We start from the raw sequence: 20,401 nt of genomic DNA, 5'->3' as shown, positions 1-20,401 counted from the left end.
GGGCGGAGGTGAGGGGAGATGGCCCAGCTCGCTGGACAGCCGGTTGTTATTCTGCCTGAGGGAACCCAGAGGTACGTTGGAAGGGATGCCCAGAGGCTCAACATTCTTGCCGCGAGGATAATCGCGGAGACCGTCAGGACCACCCTCGGCCCGAAGGGTATGGACAAGATGCTCGTTGACAGCCTCGGAGACATCGTCATCACCAACGACGGTGCAACCATCCTCGACGAGATGGACATCCAGCACCCGGCCGCGAAGATGATGGTTGAGGTTGCTAAGACTCAGGACAAGGAGGCTGGCGATGGAACCACTACCGCCGTCGTCATCGCCGGTGAGCTTCTCAGGAAGGCTGAGGAGCTCCTTGACCAGAACATCCATCCGAGCATAATCATAAAGGGTTACGCCCTGGCCGCCGAGAAGGCCCAGGAGATACTTGACAACATGGCCAGGGAGATCGACGTTGAGGACGCCGAGATCCTCAAGAAGGCCGCTGTCACCTCCATCACCGGTAAGGCCGCCGAGGAGGAGCGCGAGTACCTCGCCGAGATAGCTGTTGACGCCGTCAGGCAGGTCGCCGAGAAGGTCGACGGCACCTACAAGGTCGACCTCGACAACATCAAGTTCGAGAAGAAGGAGGGCGGCAGTGTCAGGGACACCAGGCTCGTTCGCGGCGTCGTCATCGACAAGGAAGTTGTCCACCCGGGAATGCCGAAGAGGGTTGAGAACGCGAAGATTGCCCTCATCAACGAGGCCCTCGAGGTCAAGGAGACCGAGACCGACGCCGAGATCAGGATCACCAGCCCGGAGCAGCTCCAGGCCTTCCTCGAGCAGGAGGAGAAGATGCTCCGCGAGATGGTCGACAAGATCAAGGAGGTCGGCGCCAACGTCGTCTTCGTCCAGAAGGGCATCGATGACCTCGCCCAGCACTACCTGGCCAAGTACGGCATCCTCGCCGTGAGGAGGGTTAAGAAGAGCGACATGGAGAAGCTCGCCAAGGCCACCGGCGCCAAGATCGTCACCAACGTCCGCGACCTCACTGCCGAGGACCTCGGTGAGGCCGAGCTCGTCGAGCAGAGGAAGGTCGCCGGCGAGAACATGATTTTCGTCGAGGGCTGCAAGAACCCGAAGGCCGTCACTATACTCATCCGCGGCGGCACCGAGCACGTCGTCGACGAGGTTGAGCGCGCCCTTGAGGACGCCGTCAAGGTCGTCAAGGACATCGTCGAGGACGGCAAGATACTCGCCGCCGGCGGTGCTCCGGAGATCGAGCTCAGCATAAGGCTCGACGAGTTCGCCAAGGAGGTCGGCGGCAAGGAGCAGCTCGCCATCGAGAACTTCGCCGAGGCCCTCAAGGTCATCCCGAGGACCCTCGCCGAGAACGCCGGTCTCGACCCGATCGAGATCCTCGTGAAGGTCATCGCCGCCCACAAGGAGAAGGGCCCGACCATCGGTGTCGACGTCTTCGAGGGCGAGCCGGCCGACATGATGGAGAAGGGCGTCATCGCCCCGGTCAGGGTCACCAAGCAGGCCATCAAGAGCGCCAGCGAGGCGGCAATAATGATCCTCAGGATCGACGACGTCATCGCCGCCAGCAAGCTCGAGAAGGACAAGGGCGGCGAGGGCGGAGGCAGCGACTTCGGTAGCGACCTCGACTGAAGGCCCTTAATTCGACTCCCTTAATTTTTCTCGTTCTTATTCCCCGCTTTTAGGCTTTAACGGGTTAAACGGGGACAGTTTTATAAACGGCGACTTTCTTTTCTGGATGACCGGTTGAACTGGAGGGAGTTCTCGTGAGGGTCATAGGTGTTGACCCTGGAACCAAGAGCTTCGATGTCATAGGCCTTGAGGACGGAAGGATAAAGCTCGATTTAACGTTTCCGAGCGAGGTCGTTGCCGAAGACCCGGGGAGGATCGTTAAGGCCATCGAGGACTTCAACGCCGAGCTCATAATCGGCCCCTCTGGCTACGGGGTTCCGCTGAAGCACATAAGCGAGCTGACCGAGAGGGACCGCTTCGAGATGACCCTCGTCAGAGAGGAGGAAATGAAGGAAATCCCCGTTCTCCTCGGCCTCCAGGAGATGGTCGGCCAGATGGCCGAGAAGGGCATGAACGTCTGGTTCATTCCGGGCGTTATTCACCTTCCGACCGTCCCTGAGTGGAGGAAGTACAACAAGGTGGACATGGGGACGGCGGACAAGATGGCGATAACCGTGCTCGGCATCTACGACCAGGCGAAGAGGCTTGGAATTGAGTACAGCGAGGTTTCCTTCGTCCTCCTCGAGGTGGGCTTCGGCTACAACTACGCTGGAGCTGTGAAGGGAGGAAAAATCGTTGATGGCATCGGCGGGACGATATTCCCCGGCCCTGCGTACGTAAACAGCGGCGCCCTCGACGGCGAGGTCGCCTATTTGATGGGAGGGATAAAGAAGTGGCATCTCTTCTGGGGCGGGGCAACGGTAATAGCGGCCAACGAGATACTTCCACCGGAGGAGTTTGCCAAGCGGCTCGACGAGGAGCCCTTCTCAAGGGCCTGGGAGGCTATGAAGGACGGCTTCATTAAGGCCGTTGCCTCAGAACTTGCCGTCGTTGGAAGGGCCAGAGAGATAATCCTCTCAGGCAGGCTGATGCGCATGGACGAGCTGAGGAAGGACGTGGAGGATACCTTCGAGGAGCTCTTTGACCTTCCCGTCGTCAGGCAGAGGGGCCTTGAGGGTAAGGCCAAAGAGGCCGCCCAGGGGAGCGCCATAATCGGCGACGGCCTCGCTGGAGGTCAGTTCAAGGAGCTCGTGGAGCACGTGGAGATAAAGAAGAGCCGTGGAAGCGTCCTTGACTACGTAAAGCTCCCGATTGATGTTTAAATGAGCTGGTGGGTGTTCTCTATCTTTCCAACCTCTTCCTCCAGCCTCTTCAGCTTCCCCTTAAACCTTCTCAGCTGGTCGTTCGCTATGGCAACGATTCTCTCAATGTAGTCCTCGTTCACCCACAACTCCCCGTCCGCGCCGAGCGGGACGTCCATTCTCTCGGTGGAGCGTATCTCAACGAGGAGCTTTTTGTGGCTCACGCTTTTAATGTTCGAGTACTTGAAGCCCAGCCCGATGGCGAGGTTGAGCAACTTAACGGCGTCCTCCATGGTTCTCGCCCCGACGTGAAGAATCGGACTCCTGACCAGGAACCAGAGCTGTCCCTTCTCGTGCCTCCCGATTGCCTCAAGCACCTCCTCGACTTTGACGGTTCTGTGCCACTTGCCGAGCCAGACGGAATTAACCTTGTCCCCGAAGTCCGGCATCTCCATGACCGAAATCCTGCCCGAGCAGGATGAGGTGGTAAAGTAGTTCTCGAGCGAGTTTATCTTTTCCAAGAGCGGTATTATGTCCTCATCAACCTTATTCTCGGCTAAGGCATGCCTGAGGCCTTCCATCGCTCTAGCTTTCTGCTCATCGAAGTTTTTGGTGTAGAGGAACATTTCTCACACCTACCCGTCCATTTTGACAGAGTGTACTCCCGAAACATGTTCCGGGGGTATCCATTAAAAAGGATTGTAGGATGTGCCCTCATATATTGACCGCATTCTGTCCCTGTCCTTTTCCCTGACTTTTTCGGCATCTTCTGGAACGTCTATTGAGTCTTTCGTCTTCGAAATCCCGAGAATTTCCCTCACGTTGTCTATGGACATACTTGATGGCGGTTTGGTTAGTCCTGTTGCATCGACCACAGTTTCCCTCTCACTCACAAACTCCACCAGCCGTTTGTAGGTTGGATGGACACTCAAAGTCGATGAATCGCCTATCAAAATCAGCTTCCTCTTGGCCCTCGTCAGCGAGACGTTTAACCTTCTCAGATCCTTTAAGAAACCAAGCTCGCCCTTTCTGTTGGAGCGGACGAAGGACAGGACGATTACCTCCTTTTCCCTTCCCTGGTAGCCGTCCACAGTCTTCACCTCGACCTCCTCCGGCAGGAGCGAGCGTATCAGGTCGCGCTGGTCGTCGTAGGGGGTAATCACTCCAATCCACTCCGGATTGAGACCGAGCTCCAAGAGTTTTTCAACGACCTCCTTAACCAGCCTCGCCTCAAGCGGGTTCTCCCTGCTCTCGCTCCCATAGCGCTGTCTCTCGAAGCGGTCTTCCCTTCCAGAGGTGTCCACGAAGACCAGGACGTTCTCCGGCCTGAGGACTTCGTTCCACAAACCATCGCACGCGGGGCTTTTAACCCCGAGGTCGGCGAGGGTTATCGCCCTGATGCTCTCGTCCGCCTCTATCCGGCCGCCGTAGAACTCCCTGCTCGGGAACTCCATGAGCCTTTCGTTCATTCTGTACTGGACTGTGAGCATCTCGCTCTTCCCGGGATAGCGCTCAATCAGTCCCTCGAAGAGCGTATTGCCTAACTCCTTGGCCTTCTCGCTGAGTATCGTCGGGGGCAGCTGCTTGTGGTCTCCGGCCAAAACGAACCGCTTCGCGCGGTTTATGGGTATGAGGACGCTTGGGATGGTTGCCTGGGTAGCCTCGTCTATTATCGCCACGTCGTAGGAGCCGTAGTCAACGACGTCGAGGCCCGCAGAGGAGTTCGTCGTTAAAACAACGTCCGCCTCTCGGATGATTTCCCTCGCTATTCTCTCCTCAAGCTTTCTGGCATCGTCGAAGGTCTTCTGGACCTGCCGGTTGATCTTAATCCACTCCGCCATCTCCCTGATCAGCCTTGCCGGAACGCCCCTCGTCCCGATGCCCTTCGAGGCCAGCCTGAGTATCTCCTTGTCGCTCAGCCCGCGCCTGTACTTCGGCGATGGTTTGGTGAACGTGTCGCGCTTTTCCGCCAGATTCTGGCCGATAACCCTCAGCTCCCTCAGCTCGCCGTAGAGTTCATGCCGGGTTATGAGGTAAGCCAGGGTCGTCTCGTGGAGGCTCCTTGAGACCCTGCTCGGGTGGCCGACGCGGACGACCTTCAAACCGGAGTCAACGAGTCTCTCCACGAGATTGTCCACGGCAACGTTGCTCTCCGCCGTTGCCAGAACCCTGTTGCCCCTCTCCACCTCCTGCCTTATCAGCTCGGCCAGAGTTCTCGTCTTTCCGGTTCCAAAGGGCCCGTGGATAAGGAAGAAGTCCGGGCTTCCAAGGGCTTTGGCGACCGCCCTCCTCTGGCTCGCGTTCAGGCTCCTATCAAAGGGCGTGAACTCAAGGGCCTCACTTTCTTCCGGCTCCCTCAGACCGAGGTGAAGCTCCAGCGCCTTCCTCCCGCTCTCGCGAAGGGCCTCAAGGTTCTCAAGCCAGCGCTTGAAGGTTATGTCGTTGGCGTAGAGGTCGATGCGGACTCCCTTTAGGGCCCACTCCGGGACGGTTTCAAGGGCGACCGTTATGAACCGCTTCCCCTTCTCGACGACCGTTCCAACCAGGTCGCTCTTCAGCGGGTCCCTCCTGCTGACAACCACCAGATCGCCAACGCTTATCTCGGTCTTTATCTCTCTATCGCGGCCGTATTTCACCAAAAAGTAGCCCAGCTCCTCCCCGACGACCTTCCCGTTGAGTCCCAGAACGGCCCTCCCGACCTTTTCCCTCTCGCGCCCGCTGAGCCTTTTCATCTCCAGGCGCATGGCCTCTATCTCGGCCTTACGCTCCATCTCGACGAGCACCTTGAGGTGAGAGATGAACTTCTCCAGTTTTTCGTCCATTTTTCCTCCCGATGGGCAAAGAGAAGAGCCGTTTAAAAGGTTGAGGGTGGTCAGCCCATGCGAGTTTCCTCACCGCTCGGACGAAACTTCCCTCATCATCCCAGAAGGAGTAGGGAAGAGGGGTTAAAAAGCTAAGCCCTCTCGGAAGAAATCACCGAGACTATGTCCCTGTGGAAGGACCTCAGCGCCTTCCAGTGCCGCTCGTCAATCTCGTCGCTCCACGACACCCTCTTGTAGAACCTTTCCAGGTCGTCGAGCAGGTACTCCAGGTATTCCCTGCGTCCACGGTCCATACCGATGCCGTTGCTCAAGAGCTTGCCCCTCAGAAACGGCATGACCTCCGACGGCCGACCGAGGGCCGCCCAGAAGAGACCTTCCTTCAGGATTTCACCCAACAGCTCCTCAAAACCAAAGCTCCTCTCAACCTTTCCAGCGGAGGGTTTGGCCCTCCCCCCTTGCAACGTTTCTTACGGCTGCCTCCATGGTAATCACCGAAAAATGTGGACATCGATGTCTATTTTAGTCTTTCGGCTTGTTCTTTGTATTTGTGATGAACCGATGGGTAAAAAAGGGGAAAGTTTGGATTGAACGTAAACTTTTCCTGGTTCTTTTGTCATATCGTCGACGCTGGGGATGTGCGTGGCTCCTCGATGCCTGGATTCGCCCTCATCGTGGAAACCCTTAAAAACCCCTGCCAGGTTCATGTTAAAAAGGACGCGGAGGCGCGAGAAAAATGGGAAAATTTGAACACAAACTTGTTAATGCGATTAAGGGATACACCTTCGACGACGTTCTTCTAATACCCCAGGCGACCGAAGTCGAACCCAAGGACGTTGACGTCTCGACGAAGATAACCCCAAACGTCCGGCTGAACATACCGATTCTGAGCGCTGCCATGGACACCGTCACCGAGTGGGAAATGGCCGTTGCAATGGCCAGGGAGGGCGGCCTCGGCGTCATCCACAGGAACATGGGCATCGAGGAGCAGGCCGAGATGGTGAGGAAAGTCAAGCGCGCCGAGCGCTTCATAGTCGAGGACGTCATCACCATAGGCCCCGATGAAACCCTCGACTACGCGCTCTTCCTCATGGAGAGAAACGACATCGACGGCCTTCCGGTCGTTGGTGAGGACGGCAGGATAGTCGGCATCGTTACCAAGAAGGACATAGCCGCCAAAGAGGGCAGCCTCGTCAGGGAGGTCATGACCGGCGAGGTCATAACCGTCGGCGAGGACGTCTCCGTGGAAGAGGCACTTGATGTGATGGTGGCCAATAGAATAGCCCGGCTTCCAGTGGTCGATGGGAACGGCCGCCTCGTGGGAATAATCACGATGAGCGACCTCATGATGAGGAAGAAGTACAGGAACGCCGTTCGGGACGAGAACGGTGACCTCTTGGTTGCCGCAGCGGTGGGCCCCTTCGACATCGAGCGCGCCAAGGCCCTCGACAGGGCAGGCGTTGATGTAATCGTCGTTGACACAGCCCACGCCCACAACCTCAAGGCAATTCGGGCCATGAAGGAGATAAGAAAAGCCGTCGATGCCGATTTAATCGTTGGAAACATCGCCAATCCAAAAGCGGTTGACGACCTCACCTTTGCCGATGCCGTCAAGGTCGGAATTGGGCCGGGGAGCATATGCACCACGCGCGTCGTCGCTGGCGTCGGCGTCCCGCAGGTTACGGCAATAGCGCTCGTGGCAGACAGGGCCCAGGAATACGGACTCCACGTCATAGCCGACGGCGGAATCCGCTACTCCGGCGACATCGTCAAGGCCATCGCCGCTGGGGCTGACGCTGTCATGCTCGGCTCCCTCTTGGCTGGAACGAAGGAGGCCCCGGGCAAGGAGGTCGTCATCAACGGACGGCGCTATAAACAGTACCGCGGCATGGGCTCCCTCGGTGCGATGATGAAGGGAGGGGCGGAGCGCTACTACCAGAAGGGTCACATGAAGACCAAGAAGTTCGTTCCGGAGGGAGTCGAGGGCGTCGTGCCATACAAAGGACCGGTCAGCGACGTTCTCTACCAGCTCGTTGGAGGCCTCCGCTCTGGAATGGGCTACGTCGGGGCTTCAAGCATAGCCGAACTCAAGGACAAGGGTGAGTTCGTGATCATAACGCAGGCCGGCGTCAAGGAGAGCCACCCGCACGACATCTTCATAACCAACGAGGCGCCGAACTATCCTGTCGGGAAATAGTTTTCCCGGCATTTCTCGGGCAAAGCTTTTTATTTTTTGCTGTGGTATTCTATATGGTGGTGTTGATGCGAAGGATTGTGGTTTTCACAATGCTTCTGGTTCTCCTGTCGGGCACTGTTGCAGCGGTTCACAACAACGGTGGCAGCTCTTCAGGGTACTGGGTTGACGTTGCTACCGACGGATTTGACGACGGTTACTATTTCATCGTTTGGAGCAACGAATCTGGAGCCTTTGGGGCACTGTACTGGGTGCGCAACAATACTGGGGCGAAGAACATTACAATCGACGACTCCGGCAAGGCCATGGAAGTGGGAGTGGCATCGAAGATGAGTGAACTCGTCTCCGGCGGCTCGGCTGAGGACAATAAGTATCTCGTGGTGTGGGAGAGGGACTCTGATGGCCATCTGTACGGCAGGCTTTATGACTATCAAGGAAACCCCCTGACTGACGTATTCCAGATATACGACGAGCATCCGGTTGGAGACTACGTTGGAGTCAGCTATGGTGGTGGATACGTTGTGGTTCTCTTTGGCAGGGCATCCTACAGTGCCAGGAATGAGCTCTACTACGCTGTTATAGACGAGAACGGCAACATTGTGGACTCGGGTTTGCTGTTTGATGGAAAGGACAGGTACACAAACGGGGGGGCAATAAAGTATCTCTCCCTTGGTTATAACCCGGATCTCGGCGTTTTTGGTGCGGTGTTTAGAGTGGCTGACGATTCCGGGAACTACGAGGTGGGCTTCCTGAAATTTAAACTCCTGTCCAACGGTCATGTTGATACCAGCTCGATTGATTACACCCCTATCGACCCTGCAACTTCAAAAGATGCATACCATACCTCCGTGGCTTACACCAACGGCGGTTTCCTGGCGGCATACTCTAGATCCGGTGGAACTTCTGAGAGGCTTGTATGGTACACCTGTCCCGTTTACATTGCCGATGATGGCTCCGTTTCCCTTGGAAGCACCACCCAGCTCTTCACGGACTACAACGCGGGCCACGGCGATTTGACCTTCGTCGAGAACGGCACAAATAACTACCTTGTGTTTGTCTGGGAGCTCAGGGACAATCCCGATGACAACAACGACCCATTCTACCTGAACATCCAGCGGCTGAAGCCTGATGGGACGCTGCTGGGCAGTGCCGAGACGTTAATCAAGGAATCCAACAGCAAACGAAACCCAGCGATTGTAGCAAAGCCCGCCCATTCTCCAGAGACTTATATTGTAGTCTGGATCGACGATACTGACAACAAAGTTCAGAACTCCGAGTATTTCTATGATTTAAGCGAGGTGAGCACGACGAACGAGGTTCCGTTCTTTGGCAATATGGCAGTTGCTGCTCTGGTACTCCTGGGAGGTCTCTGGCTCTTCAGGCGCCGCTGAACTTTAAAGGCAACCCTTTTAACTATCTCTTCTTTTTATGCTCTGGCGAGGGTCATGACCAGCGTTGGAATCATCGGAAGCGGTGCCGCGGGATTAACCGCTGCAATAGCCCTTGCGAGACGGGGCTTCGACATGACGGTCATCGGAAGGGGAATAAAGGAGAGCAACTCCTACCTTGCCCAGGCCGGGATAGCCTTTCCCATTCTCGACGGAGATTCTCCCAGAGCCCATGTTCTCGACACGATCACGGCCGGCAAGTATCTCAACGATGAGGAGACCGTATGGAGCGTCATCTCGAAGGCGGGGGAGGCCTACGACTTTCTGCTCTCAATAGGCCTTGAGTTCGAGACCAACGAGACCGAGGGGGGGCACTCATTCCACCGCGTCTTCACCGTAAGAAACGAGACCGGAAAGCACCTCATGAAAGTCCTCTATCTGGCCGCCAGGGAAGCGGGCGTTCACTTCGTTGAGGGCATTGTCGAGGAGCTGGCGGTGAGGGAGGGCAAGGCCTACGGGGTCTTTCTCGACGGAGAGCTTCTTACGTTCGATGCCACCGTTATAGCCACGGGCGGCTTTGCCTCGCTCTTCAAGTACACCGCCGGTTCGCCCCTCAACCTCGGCACCCTCATAGGCGACGCTATAATGAAGGGTGCCCCAGCGAGGGATCTGGAGTTCGTCCAGTTCCACCCGACCGGCTACGTCGGCAAGAACGGCGTTTTCCTCATCAGCGAGGCCGTCAGGGGAGCGGGAGCAAAGCTGGTAACCGAAGACGGCGAGCGCTTCGTGAACGAGCTCTCCACGAGGGACATCGTCGCTAGGGCGATATATAACCAGATGAAGGCCGGCAGGAGAGTCTTCCTCGATGCAACCGGCATAGAGGGCTTCAAGAAACGCTTCCCTCAGATATACGCTTTCCTGAGGAAGGACGGAATCGACCCGGCCAGAGACCTCATTCCAGTCTCTCCGATAGCCCACTACACGATGGGCGGGATAGCGGTTGACCTCTGGTATAGAACTGCCGTTAAGAACCTCTACGCGGTGGGTGAAGCTTCCTGCAACGGCTTCCATGGGGCGAACAGACTCGCCAGCAATTCCCTCCTTGAGTGCCTCGTTTCTGGCCTTGAAGTTGCAAGAACCATAGCGAGGGATAAGCCGAGGCGGGGGGACGTGAAGGAGCCGGCATATCACGGCTACGGGGCCGGGGACGTTGACTCGCTGAGGGAACTCCTGTGGAATCACGCCGGAATCGTTAGGAGTGCGAAGACCCTTAAGGAGGGCCTTAGGGAACTGGAGGGAATCGAGGCAGACCCTAGGTTAAAGCTGCTCGCGAGGGGAGTCCTTGAGTGTGCCCTCGCAAGGGAAGAAAGCCGGGGCGCCCACTACCGCGAGGACTTTCCGGCTATGAGCAAATCCCTCGAGAGACCGAGCTTCTTCGACGGAAGGTGCAGGCTCTAACCATAGGTGGCCAACAACCTTTTAATCTTCTCCCTCTACCACCATCCAAGCGAGGTGAGATTATGGAGAAGGAGACGCTCATAGCTGAGATTGAACGCCTGAAGGAGGAGCGCAACGCCATAATAATGGCCCACAACTACCAGCTACCTGAGGTTCAGGATGTGGCGGATTTCCTCGGTGACAGCCTTGAGCTGGCTAGGAAGGCCGTTGATGTTGATGCGGACGTCATCGTTTTTGCGGGCGTTGACTTCATGGCCGAGACCGCCAAAATCCTCAACCCTGAAAAGACAGTTCTCCTGCCGGCTAAAACGGCCACCTGCGCGATGGCCAACATGCTGAAGGTCGAGCACATCCTCAGGGCCAAAGAGCAGTATCCGGACGCTCCGGTGGTTCTCTACGTGAACACCACCGCCAAGACCAAGGCCTATGCTGACGTAACGGTAACCTCAGCCAACGCGGTCAAAATAGTCGAAAAGCTAGATTCCGACGTGGTAATCTTCGGCCCGGACAAGAACCTGGCCCACCACGTCGCCAAGGTCACAGGAAAGAAGGTCATCCCCGTCCCCGAGTACGGACACTGCTACGTTCACAGGAAGTTCACCGTCGAGGACGTGGAGCGCGCGAGGAAGCTCTACCCCAACGCCAAGCTGATGGTCCACCCCGAGTGCGAGCCGGAAGTGCAGGAAAGGGCCGACATAATAGTCTCCACGGGCGGGATGATAAAGCGCGCCCCCGAGCACGACGAGTGGGTCGTCTTCACCGAGCACGAGATGGTTTACAGGCTCGGGAAGCTCTACCCCGATATCAAGTTTCACCCCGCCAGGGAAGACGCGGTCTGCATCGGCATGAAGGCGATAGCCCTAAACCACGTCTACGAGTCGCTCAGGGACATGAAGTACCGGGTTGAAGTGCCGGAGGATATAGCGGAGAAGGCTAGGAAGGCCATCGAGAGGATGCTGGAGATGAGTTAAGTTCAGAGGGAAAGATTTCGTAGTTTTTGTTAAGTATGGAGGGAAACTTATGATCTCTCTTTCATATCTGCTCAGGTTCCTTGAGGAGGACGCTCCCTTCGGCGACGTCACGAGTGAGGCGGTGGTTCCGGAGGGAATCAGGGCCAAGGCAGTAATAATTGCGAAGCAGAAAGGAATAATAGCGGGCGTTGAAGAAGCCAAGGCCCTCTTCGAGCACTTCGGGGTCACGGTTTCGGTCAGAAAACGCGACGGCGAGGAAGTGAAGAGGGGAGACGTAATCCTCGAGCTTGAGGGCGACGCCCGCTCGATACTCCTCGTCGAGAGGACGGCTTTGAACATTATGGGCAGGATGAGCGGGATTGCGACCGAGGTCAGAAGGCTCGTCGAGAAGGTTAAGGCCGTAAACCCTAAGGTTCGCGTTGCAGGGACGAGGAAGACCCTCCTCAAGCCGCTGGACAAGCGGGCAATACTTATCGGCGGCGGGGAGCCTCACCGCTTCTCGCTGAGCGACGCGGTGCTCATAAAGGACAACCACCTCGCTCTCGTTCCGCTGGAGGAGGCCATAAGGCGCGCCAAGTCTTTCAGCGTTTACAAGGTCGTCGAGGTTGAGGTCGAGAGCCTTGAGGATGCCCTCAAAGCGGCAAAGGCCGGGGCGGACGTGGTGATGCTTGACAACATGAGTCCGGCCGAGATAGCTGAGACGGTCGAGGCTCTAAGGCGTGAGGGCCTTCACGAGAGGGTGAAAATCGAAGTCTCCGGCGGGATAACTCCTGAAAACATCGAGGAGTACGCGGTGCTCGACATCGACGTCATAAGCCTCGGCTACCTCACACACTCGGTCAGAAACTTCGACGTCAGCCTTGAGATAATTGGAAAGCTTTGAGCAAAGGTTTTTCATCTTTTTTCGATTCTCTCGATACCTTTTCGGCCCCTCCGAACCTTCTCCGCGGCAAGGTTTATATTCAAGTTTCTTCTTGAATAATATTGCAAGTCATAACTTGAAATGGTGGTGGCCATGGGAAAGCTCCACGTTATAGAGGCCAAGGGCACGGACAGGCTGAAGCGCGGTTTTGCCAAGATGGTTAAGGGCGGAGTGATAATGGACGTCACGAACGCGGAGCAGGCCAGAATAGCGGAGGAAGCCGGTGCGGTTTCGGTCATGGCCCTCCACAGGGTTCCGGCGGACATCAGGAAGGCCGGCGGCGTGGCGAGGATGGCCCCGATAGAGAAGATTCAGGAGATAATGGACGCGGTGACCATTCCGGTTATGGCGAAGGTCAGGATCGGCCACGTCGCCGAGGCGAAAATACTCGAAGCTCTGGGCGTTGACATGATTGACGAGAGCGAGGTTCTCACGCCTTCTGACCCCTACTTCCACATAGACAAGCGCGAGTTCAACGTCCCCTTCGTCTGCGGCAACAGGAACCTCGGTGAGGCCGTCAGGAGGATATGGGAAGGCGCGGCAATGATGAGGACGAAGGGCGAGGCTGGGACTGGAAACATCATCGAGGCGGTAAGGCACGTCCGCCTTCTCAGGGACAACATAGCACTCCTCCAGCGCATGACGGATGAGCAGGTCTACGGAGTGGCTGAAAAGTTCGCGGAGCCTTATTTCAGGCTGGCCTTCGAGGTCAGGGAAATCAGCGGTCTGCCAAGGCACGTTCTCGAGAACGAGCCAATCTATGGTTCCTACACCTACCGCGAGATAGTTGACGGCCTCTACAAGATACTCCTCGAAATAAGGAAGCTTGGAAGGCTTCCGGTCGTCAACTTTGCCGCCGGAGGAGTCGCCACCCCTGCAGACGCCGCGCTGATGATGCAGATGGGCATGGACGGCGTCTTCGTCGGCTCGGGAATCTTCAAGAGCTCCCAGCCTGAGAAGATGGCCAGGGCCATAGTCGAGGCCGTTAACCACTGGGACGAGCCGGACGTTCTCGTTGAGATAAGCAAGGAGATCGGCGAGCCGATGCGCGGCCAGGAGATCGAGGAGCTCGAAGTTCGCCTTGAGGAGAGGGGCGTCTGACTCTTCTCCCTTTTCTGTGGGGGGATTGAAATGGTCAAGGTGGGCGTTATAGGCCTCCAGGGCGACGTCAGCGAGCACATCGAGGCGGCAAGGAAAGCCCTGGAAAACCTCGGCGTGGCCGGGGAGGTTCTCTGGCTCAGGAAACCGGGGCAGCTGGAGGGAATTTCCGCGATCATAATCCCCGGTGGCGAGAGCACGACCATCTCGAGGCTTATGCTGAAGAACGGCCTCCTCGAGCCGGTCCGGAAGCTCGGCGAGGAAGGACTTCCCATAATGGGCACCTGCGCAGGCCTGATAATGCTCTCGAAGGAGGTAATAGGCGCCACCCCGGAGCAGAGGTTCCTCGGGCTTCTCGACGTCAGGGTAAACAGAAACGCCTACGGCAGGCAGGTGGACAGCTTCGAGGCTCCAATAAGGCTCGCCTTCAGCGACGAGCCCTTCCCAGGGGTCTTTATCCGCGCCCCGAGGATAGTGGGGCTACTCAGCGATAAGGTGAAGCCGATAGCGTGGCTTGGAGACAGGGTCGTGGGAGTCGAGCAGGACAACGTTATCGGGCTGGAGTTCCATCCGGAGCTGACCGACGACACAAGGGTTCACGAGTACTTCCTGGGGAAGGTCCTCTGATTTGAACACTTTTTCATCAAATTTATTCCAGAAAGCTTTTTATTTTTGCCGTTTAGATGCTCACAGGTGGTAGCGTGAGCGAGCCCAAGACGGTCGTGTGTCCCTACTGCGGCTTCGGCTGCAGGCTTCTCGTTGATCCCAAGACTATGAGGGTTAAACCCCACCGAGGCGAGCCCAACAGGGGCAAGTTCTGCCCCAAGGGCCTCCACGCGACGGAATTCGTTCTTTCCGGGGACAGGCTCAAGCGCCCCCTGAAGCGTGAAGGCTCCAAGATGAGGCCGATAAGCTGGGGAAGGGCCATCGAGGAGATAGCGGGTAAACTCCTCGAAATCCGCGAGCTGTACGGTGCCGATGCTGTAGCGTTCATAGCCTCATCGAAGGTGAGCAACGAGGAGAACTACCTCCTCCAGAAGATCGCGCGGCTTTTCGGCACCAACAACATAGACAACTGTGCCCGCCTCTGCCACGAGGCGAGCGTTCACGCCCTCAAGATGACCGTTGGAGCCGGGGCACAGACCAACCCCTACGAAGACTTAGGAGGATTCGGGGCCATACTCATCTGGGGCTACAATCCCGCCGAGACCCACCCCGTTGTCATGGACTACATCCTGAGGGCCAAGAAAAGGGGGGCGAAGGTGATCGTTGTTGACGTCAGGGAAACCAGGACGATGGCCTTCGCGGACTACAGTCTCGTCATTCGCCCGGGGACGGACATAGCCCTCGCAAACGCCCTGATGAACATCATAATCCGGGAGGAGCTCTACGATGAGGAGTTCATAAAGACCAGAACCGTTGGCTTCTCCGAGATAAGGATGGCTGTGATGAAGTATACGCCGGAGTACGCGGAGAAGGTAACCGGAATTCCGGCTGAAACGATCAGAGAAGTTGCGAGGACCTTTGCCCTCGCCGGAAGCGGCGCGATAATGTGGGGCATGGGTTTGACACAGCACGTTTCAGGTGTTGAGAACGTTATGGCCGTTATAGACCTCGCCCTGCTCCTCGGCTACATCGGCGAAAGGGGCGGCCTCTACCCGATGCGCGGTCAGAACAACGTTCAGGGAGCGGCATATATGGGAGCGCTGAGTGAGTTCCTGCCAGGTTACGTCCCCCTGACCGACGAGAGGTTCAGGAAGCGCGTGGCGAAGATATGGGGCGTGGAAGACCTCCCAACGGAGCGCGGACTTTACCTCACAGAGCTCTGGGAGGCGATAGAGAGCAGCGACATCAAGGCGCTCTACATAGTCGGGGAAAACCCTGCCGTCAGCGAGGCGGACTTCGTCCGGGTGAGAAATGCCCTCAGAAAGCTCGACCTCCTCGTCGTTCAGGATATCTTCATGACGAGAACTGCCCGCTACGCCCACTACGTTCTGCCGGCTTCGGCCTTCTGCGAGAAGGAAGGCTCGTACATGAACAGCGAGAGGAGGATTCAGTGGAGCCACAAGGTCTGCGAGCCGATGGGTGATTCGAAGCCCGACTGGGAGATACTGACCATGCTCGGCAGGGCCCTCGGTTTGCCTGGATTCAACTACTCTAGCGTTGAAGAGATCACCGCCGAGTATTTCCGCCTCTTCCCTTCGCTGGAGGAGATGAGCGTTGACGAGCTGAAGGCGGGGGATGGGGTATTCCTTCCGAAGAAGAGGCTCCACACCTGGGAGTTCGCAACCCCAGACGGAAAGGCCAGGTTCATCGCGGTGGAGCAGGTGCAGCCATGGGAGAGGCCGGACTACGAGTACCCCTTCATCCTCACCACAATCAGGCTGATAAGCCACTACAACACCGGTGAAATGACTCTCAGGAGTCCCTCGCTCGTTAGGCTGATGGGAGAGCCCAGGGTGCTGATAAACAGGAGCGACGCGGAGAGGCTTGGAATCCACGATGGCGACTGGGTCGAGATTGAGACGAGGCGCGGGAAGATTAGAATGAGGGCCAAGCTCGGCGGTGTTCCCTCTGGCGTAGTTGCGGTTCCCTTCCACTTCAAGGCGAACAAAATAACGAGCCCAGCTCTAAACAAAGCTGGAACACCGGAGTTCAAGTTCTCCGCGGCGAGACTAAAGAAACTCGAAAGGCACTAATGTTTAAAAGTTTCTTTCCCAATCTTTAACCATGTCCAAGGTGATAGTTGCCGTGTATAGGGGGGACGTTATAATTCCCCTTGAAAAGCTCAACATTCCCCAAGGTGCGAAGCTTCGGATAAGGATAGAGAAGATTGAAGAGAGAGATGCCCTCAAGGAGCTGGGGTACCTAAAGCTCCTCAAGGAGGGAGAGGATGCCGAGGAGCTCTTTGAAATTTGACAGGGAGATATAGTTCTTTTGGAGCTTCCTTTCACAGACTACTTGGGAAGCAAACTCCGGCCGGTTTTGGTCGTTAGTTCCGACGAACTGAACTCAATGAGTAGTGACGTGATAGTCCTGAAGATTACGAGTAAGTCCCATTTTAAAGAGTTCCAGGTTGAGCTGACTCAGAACGACCTTCTGAGCGGGAGGTTAAATAAGAAAAGCTTCATTGATTGTTCCTCTGTTTTCACCGTGGAGAAGTCTCTTGTAATCAAAACGATAGCCAGGGTGCGGCCGGAGAAACTTGAAGAGGTTAAACTGACACTGAAGAAGACATTTGGGATGGATTAAAACCTAAAAGCCCACTCTGGATACTCACCGGTGAGGCATGCCAGACAGAGATCATTTCTCCCAACGGCCTTTTTCAGCCCATCGACGCTGAGGTAAGCCAGGCTGTCGGCCCCTATGGATTCTCTCACCTTCTCAACGCTTCCAAAGGCCGCTATGAGTTCGTGCCTCGTCGGAATGTCCACCCCCATGTAGCACGGGTACCTTATCGGCGGTGAGGCTATTCTGACGTGAACCTCCCTCGCGCCGGACCTTCTGAGCATGGCGACGATGCGCTTCATAGTCGTTCCCCTGACGATTGAGTCATCGACCAGCACGACGCTCTTGCCCTCTATTACCTCCCTCACCGGCGAGAGCTTTAGCTTGACCTTCAGCTCGCGGTAGAACTGCCCGGGGGTTATGAACGTCCTTCCTATGTAGCGGTTCTTTATGAGGCCCTCTGAGTAGGGAATCCCGCTGATCCTGGAGAATCCAAGCGCCGCCGCCCTTCCCGAATCCGGCACGGCTATGACGACGTCTCCATCGGCTGGACTCTCCTTTGCCAGCTCCTCCCCCATCTTGACCCTCGCAGTATAGACGTTTACACCGTCTATCGTGCTGTCCGGGCGGGCGAAGTATATGTACTCAAAGACGCAGCCGTGATGCTTCCCCGTTTCTATTATTCGGCTCTCTATTCCATCCTCCGAGAGGAGGAAGACCTCTCCCGGCTTGACGTCCCTTACCTCCTCCACAAAGAGCCTCAACGCAGAATCCTCCGAGGCGAAGTAGTGGCCGTCTCCACTCCCGTAGCTGAGCGGTCTGAAGCCGACCGGGTCCCTTGCAACGAGTATCTTCCCGTCGAAGAGAAGGGCCACGGAATAGGCCCCTTTGACCTCCTCAAAGACTGCCTTCATGGCCTCAAACTCGTCCCCGGTCTCGCGGAGGTGCCAGAGAAAAGAAATCCCCAACAGCTCGGAATCCACCGAGTGCCTGAACTTAACTCCCAGCCGTTCGTAGTGCCGCCTGAGGGGAAGGAAATTCGTGAGGGTCCCGTTGTGGGCTATCGCGATGCTCTTTCCGCAGCAGCCCGTCTCCAGCGGCTGGGTTTCCGTGAGGGAGCCGGAGGTGGAATACCTGACGTGGGCTATTGCCATCTTGGATTTCAGCTTTGCTATCTCACCGTTCCTGAAGACCTCCGAAACGAGCCCCCGGCCGGCTACCGTTTTTATCCTGTGTTTCCAGACGCTTATTCCCGCGCTCTCCTGTCCCCTGTGCTGAAGTGCTATCAGCGCGTAGTAGGCTTTTCTGGGCGCGTTCTCGGTAACCGCTGCAAAGACACCGCACTTCTCCCTCATAATGAATCCCGCCGACTTATTGACGTAAGCATGTTAATAATTATGGACTTGACGCCGTACTTTAGCCTCTTTATGTTTAAAAGCTTTGCCCATTGATTGCCATTTTTATGCTAAAATAAGCCTTAAATATAGTAAGATTTTACACAAAAATGGTGAAGTCCATGCAGGTTTACGAAGGTAAGGCCAAGAAGGTTATCCCTCTCGACGATGGAAAGGTCATCATGGAGTTTAAGGACGATGCAACGGCCTTTGATGGCAAGAAGAAGGCCCAGTTCAAGGGCAAAGGCTGGCTCAATGCTCAGATTAGCGCGGTTCTCTTCAAGGTTCTCGAGGAGAAAGGTGTTAAGACGCACTTCATCGGCGTCGCCGGAGACAACAGGCTCATCGTTGAGAGGCTCAGGATGTATCCGCTTGAGGTCGTGGTTAGGAACGTCGTTGCCGGTAGCCTGAAGAAGCGCCTTCCCATTGAGGAAGGAAGGGAACTGCCGGAGCCAATAGTCGAACTCTATTATAAAGACGACAGCCTCGGTGATCCTATGATAAACCACCACCACGCAAAGGTTCTCGGGATAAGCGAGGGCGAGATAAAGGAGATGGAGCGCATAGCCCTTAAAGTAAACGAGATTCTCAAGGAGTACTTTGCCGAGCGCGGGATAATCCTAGTCGACTTCAAGCTGGAGTTTGGAAAGAACGAAAGGGGCGAGATTATCCTCGGTGACGAGATAAGCCCAGACACCTGCCGCTTCTGGGACGCTAAGACGAAGAAGAGCCTCGACAAGGACGTCTTCAGGTTTGATAAAGGTGACCTGATAAACGCCTACGAGGAGCTCTACCACCGTCTCACTGGGGAGGCTTGAAGCTGGACTCGTAGGTTACGAGAACTGTGTAGCAGCCCTTTTCGTCTTCTTCTATTACTATTCTCCTCAGCCGGATTCCGTATTCGCTTACGGCCTTTTCCACCAGCTCCGGCAGGTTCTCAAGGAATGCCTTCTTCTTTACCGTGAGCTCCATGCGACCACCAAGAAAAGTTTGGGAAGGGGCTTAAAGCCTTACCCCATAGTTCTTCACGACTATCCCTTCTTTTTCCGTGACCGTTCCAAGCTCGAAGCTCTCGAAGTGTTTGTTGAGGATTTCCAAAGCCGTTTCCTTCTCTTCCTGCGGAACGACCGCGACCATGCCAACGCCCATGTTGAAGACCCTGAACATCTCCTCCAGAGGAACGCCGTTTTCGTGAATCAGCCTGAATATTCCATCGATCGGGGGCATCTCGATTGAGAAGCCGTAGTTCGTGAGGCGCTTCAGGTTGGTCAGGCCCCCACCGGTTATGTGCGCCAGTCCGTGAACCTCGAAGCTGTTCAGCAGTTCGAGAAGGGCCTTCACATAAATCCTCGTTGGCTCCAAAAGCCACTCCCAGAGCTTTCTTCCCTCGTATTCGTAGTCGAGGTCGTACTTCGGGATGAGGAGCTTTCTCGCCAGTGTCAGACCGTTGGAGTGTATCCCCGAGCTGGCAATTCCGATGACGACATCCCCTGGCTTTATCTTCTGCCCGGTTATTACCTCTCCCTTCCTGACCGTACCTATGGCCGTTCCTGCCAGATCGAAGCCGTTTATCAGGTCCGGCATCACCGCGGTCTCTCCCCCGACTATCGCTATCCCTGCCTGCCTCGCCCCCTCGTAGAGTCCCTTGGCTATCTCATTGAACACCATCTCGTCCGGCTCCTTCACGGCAAGATAGTCAACGAGTGCCACCGGTTCGGCACCAACGCAGAGCAGGTCGTTCACGTTCATCGCTATCATGTCTATCCCTATCGTGTCGAACTTGCCGACGGCTTCGGCCACGAGCACCTTGGTTCCGACTCCGTCAGTCGTCATTGTGAGGTAGAATTCGCCAAAATCCATCAACGCCGCGTAGTGGCCTATTCCACTCGGTTCACCGGTTTTGCCCCTCCTGAACTCGAAGGTCTTCTTCGCGAGCCCTATGATTCCCCTGAGGGCCCTCGCGGTTTTCTCGTCGTCAACTCCAGCCTGCGCGTAGGTCAGCATGAGCATCACCGGTGGGAGTTCTACCGAGGGCTTAAAAGGTTTGTCATTTTTATGCTTAAAAAGGCTTAAATATTATGAATTTTTAACA

The 20,401-nt window shown here is 56.2% G+C and carries 19 protein-coding genes; 13 read left to right on the top strand and 6 right to left on the bottom strand.

Going from position 1 to position 20,401, the window contains the following annotated elements; all coding sequences use genetic code 11:
- Positions 1–18 precede the first annotated feature (18 nt).
- Complete coding sequence (thsB, locus tag GQS_RS05900) at positions 19–1,656, top strand: thermosome subunit beta (RefSeq protein ID WP_014012758.1); 1,638 nt, start codon at positions 19–21, stop codon at positions 1,654–1,656.
- 134 nt (positions 1,657–1,790) lie between these two features.
- Positions 1,791–2,858 carry a DUF1464 family protein gene (locus GQS_RS05895; RefSeq protein ID WP_014012757.1) on the top strand — a complete coding sequence of 356 codons (1,068 nt, stop codon included), beginning with the start codon at positions 1,791–1,793 and terminating at the stop codon, positions 2,856–2,858.
- Here GQS_RS05895 and GQS_RS05890 read toward each other — a convergent pair.
- From GQS_RS05890 to GQS_RS05880, 3 genes are all read right to left on the bottom strand, one after another.
- Entirely contained in the window at positions 2,855–3,463 is a 609-nt protein-coding gene (locus GQS_RS05890; protein ID WP_014012756.1) for a hypothetical protein, read from the bottom strand. The two genes, GQS_RS05895 and GQS_RS05890, sit on opposite strands and share 4 nt — an antisense overlap.
- 63 nt (positions 3,464–3,526) lie before the next feature.
- The gene (locus GQS_RS05885) at positions 3,527–5,659 is read right to left on the bottom strand and encodes an IGHMBP2 family helicase (protein ID WP_014012755.1); all 2,133 of its coding nucleotides are present in this window, start codon (positions 5,657–5,659) and stop codon (positions 3,527–3,529) included.
- A 131-nt stretch (positions 5,660–5,790) separates the two neighbouring features.
- On the bottom strand, positions 5,791–6,120 hold the full coding sequence (locus GQS_RS05880; protein ID WP_014012754.1) for a hypothetical protein: 330 nt from the start codon (positions 6,118–6,120) through the stop codon (positions 5,791–5,793).
- Positions 6,121–6,392: 272 nt separating this feature from the next.
- Between GQS_RS05880 and guaB the strand changes: the two genes are divergently transcribed.
- The 10 genes from guaB (at position 6,393) to GQS_RS05830 (ending at position 16,939) form a co-directional block, all read left to right on the top strand.
- On the top strand, positions 6,393–7,853 hold the full coding sequence (gene guaB / locus GQS_RS05875; protein ID WP_014012753.1) for an IMP dehydrogenase: 1,461 nt from the start codon (positions 6,393–6,395) through the stop codon (positions 7,851–7,853).
- A gap of 53 nt (positions 7,854–7,906) precedes the next feature.
- Positions 7,907–9,241 carry a hypothetical protein gene (locus GQS_RS05870; RefSeq protein ID WP_148236371.1) on the top strand — a complete coding sequence of 445 codons (1,335 nt, stop codon included), beginning with the start codon at positions 7,907–7,909 and terminating at the stop codon, positions 9,239–9,241.
- A 54-nt stretch (positions 9,242–9,295) separates the two neighbouring features.
- On the top strand, positions 9,296–10,696 hold the full coding sequence (locus GQS_RS05865; RefSeq protein ID WP_014012751.1) for an L-aspartate oxidase: 1,401 nt from the start codon (positions 9,296–9,298) through the stop codon (positions 10,694–10,696).
- Positions 10,697–10,758: 62 nt separating this feature from the next.
- Positions 10,759–11,667: a quinolinate synthase NadA gene (gene nadA / locus GQS_RS05860; RefSeq protein ID WP_014012750.1), complete on the top strand. Its 909-nt coding sequence runs from the start codon at positions 10,759–10,761 to the stop codon at positions 11,665–11,667.
- 49 nt (positions 11,668–11,716) lie between these two features.
- A complete protein-coding gene (gene nadC, locus GQS_RS05855; RefSeq protein WP_014012749.1) occupies positions 11,717–12,550 on the top strand; it encodes a carboxylating nicotinate-nucleotide diphosphorylase in 834 nt (277 codons plus the stop codon).
- Positions 12,551–12,682: 132 nt separating this feature from the next.
- On the top strand, positions 12,683–13,690 hold the full coding sequence (gene pdxS / locus GQS_RS05850; RefSeq protein WP_014012748.1) for a pyridoxal 5'-phosphate synthase lyase subunit PdxS: 1,008 nt from the start codon (positions 12,683–12,685) through the stop codon (positions 13,688–13,690).
- 30 nt (positions 13,691–13,720) lie between these two features.
- Positions 13,721–14,314 carry a pyridoxal 5'-phosphate synthase glutaminase subunit PdxT gene (gene pdxT, locus GQS_RS05845; RefSeq protein ID WP_014012747.1) on the top strand — a complete coding sequence of 198 codons (594 nt, stop codon included), beginning with the start codon at positions 13,721–13,723 and terminating at the stop codon, positions 14,312–14,314.
- A 56-nt stretch (positions 14,315–14,370) separates the two neighbouring features.
- The gene (gene fdhF, locus GQS_RS05840) at positions 14,371–16,386 is read left to right on the top strand and encodes a formate dehydrogenase subunit alpha (protein ID WP_048056537.1); all 2,016 of its coding nucleotides are present in this window, start codon (positions 14,371–14,373) and stop codon (positions 16,384–16,386) included.
- Between the two features lie 31 nt (positions 16,387–16,417).
- The gene (locus GQS_RS05835) at positions 16,418–16,606 is read left to right on the top strand and encodes an antitoxin family protein (RefSeq protein WP_048056536.1); all 189 of its coding nucleotides are present in this window, start codon (positions 16,418–16,420) and stop codon (positions 16,604–16,606) included.
- Between the two features lie 18 nt (positions 16,607–16,624).
- A complete protein-coding gene (locus GQS_RS05830) occupies positions 16,625–16,939 on the top strand; it encodes a type II toxin-antitoxin system PemK/MazF family toxin (protein WP_014012744.1) in 315 nt (104 codons plus the stop codon).
- On the opposite strand, the gene purF is transcribed toward GQS_RS05830, so the two are convergent.
- Positions 16,936–18,270 carry an amidophosphoribosyltransferase gene (gene purF, locus GQS_RS05825; RefSeq protein ID WP_014012743.1) on the bottom strand — a complete coding sequence of 445 codons (1,335 nt, stop codon included), beginning with the start codon at positions 18,268–18,270 and terminating at the stop codon, positions 16,936–16,938. The two genes, GQS_RS05830 and purF, sit on opposite strands and share 4 nt — an antisense overlap.
- A gap of 161 nt (positions 18,271–18,431) precedes the next feature.
- On the opposite strand from purF, the gene purC reads away from it, so the two are divergent.
- Positions 18,432–19,127, top strand: a complete 696-nt coding sequence (gene purC, locus GQS_RS05820) for a phosphoribosylaminoimidazolesuccinocarboxamide synthase (protein WP_014012742.1) — start codon at positions 18,432–18,434, stop codon at positions 19,125–19,127.
- Here the strand turns inward: purC and GQS_RS11010 are convergent.
- Both GQS_RS11010 and purM read right to left on the bottom strand, forming a co-directional pair.
- Positions 19,111–19,281: a hypothetical protein gene (locus GQS_RS11010; protein ID WP_014012741.1), complete on the bottom strand. Its 171-nt coding sequence runs from the start codon at positions 19,279–19,281 to the stop codon at positions 19,111–19,113. The two genes, purC and GQS_RS11010, sit on opposite strands and share 17 nt — an antisense overlap.
- 30 nt (positions 19,282–19,311) lie before the next feature.
- Positions 19,312–20,313, bottom strand: a complete 1,002-nt coding sequence (gene purM, locus GQS_RS05815) for a phosphoribosylformylglycinamidine cyclo-ligase (RefSeq protein WP_014012740.1) — start codon at positions 20,311–20,313, stop codon at positions 19,312–19,314.
- Positions 20,314–20,401: the final 88 nt, after the last annotated feature.

It is taken from the genome of Thermococcus sp. 4557 (assembly GCF_000221185.1).
Classification (GTDB): domain Archaea; phylum Methanobacteriota_B; class Thermococci; order Thermococcales; family Thermococcaceae; genus Thermococcus.
The sequence above is the reverse complement of the archived record's forward strand: the minus strand, read 5'-3'. Positions and strand labels throughout refer to the sequence as shown.

Coding starts and splice junctions, on each gene's coding strand:
- nadC (WP_014012749.1), top strand. CDS start 11,717: ATGATCTCTCTTTCATATCTGCTCAGGTTCCTTGAGGAGGACGCTCCC.
- thsB (WP_014012758.1), top strand. CDS start 19: ATGGCCCAGCTCGCTGGACAGCCGGTTGTTATTCTGCCTGAGGGAACC.
- nadA (WP_014012750.1), top strand. CDS start 10,759: ATGGAGAAGGAGACGCTCATAGCTGAGATTGAACGCCTGAAGGAGGAG.
- fdhF (WP_048056537.1), top strand. CDS start 14,371: ATGCTCACAGGTGGTAGCGTGAGCGAGCCCAAGACGGTCGTGTGTCCC.
- purF (WP_014012743.1), bottom strand. CDS start 18,270: ATGAGGGAGAAGTGCGGTGTCTTTGCAGCGGTTACCGAGAACGCGCCC.
- purM (WP_014012740.1), bottom strand. CDS start 20,313: ATGCTGACCTACGCGCAGGCTGGAGTTGACGACGAGAAAACCGCGAGG.
- purC (WP_014012742.1), top strand. CDS start 18,432: ATGCAGGTTTACGAAGGTAAGGCCAAGAAGGTTATCCCTCTCGACGAT.
- GQS_RS05885 (WP_014012755.1), bottom strand. CDS start 5,659: ATGGACGAAAAACTGGAGAAGTTCATCTCTCACCTCAAGGTGCTCGTC.
- pdxT (WP_014012747.1), top strand. CDS start 13,721: ATGGTCAAGGTGGGCGTTATAGGCCTCCAGGGCGACGTCAGCGAGCAC.
- GQS_RS05890 (WP_014012756.1), bottom strand. CDS start 3,463: ATGTTCCTCTACACCAAAAACTTCGATGAGCAGAAAGCTAGAGCGATG.
- GQS_RS05835 (WP_048056536.1), top strand. CDS start 16,418: ATGTCCAAGGTGATAGTTGCCGTGTATAGGGGGGACGTTATAATTCCC.
- pdxS (WP_014012748.1), top strand. CDS start 12,683: ATGGGAAAGCTCCACGTTATAGAGGCCAAGGGCACGGACAGGCTGAAG.
- GQS_RS05870 (WP_148236371.1), top strand. CDS start 7,907: ATGGTGGTGTTGATGCGAAGGATTGTGGTTTTCACAATGCTTCTGGTT.
- GQS_RS11010 (WP_014012741.1), bottom strand. CDS start 19,281: ATGGAGCTCACGGTAAAGAAGAAGGCATTCCTTGAGAACCTGCCGGAG.
- GQS_RS05865 (WP_014012751.1), top strand. CDS start 9,296: ATGACCAGCGTTGGAATCATCGGAAGCGGTGCCGCGGGATTAACCGCT.
- guaB (WP_014012753.1), top strand. CDS start 6,393: ATGGGAAAATTTGAACACAAACTTGTTAATGCGATTAAGGGATACACC.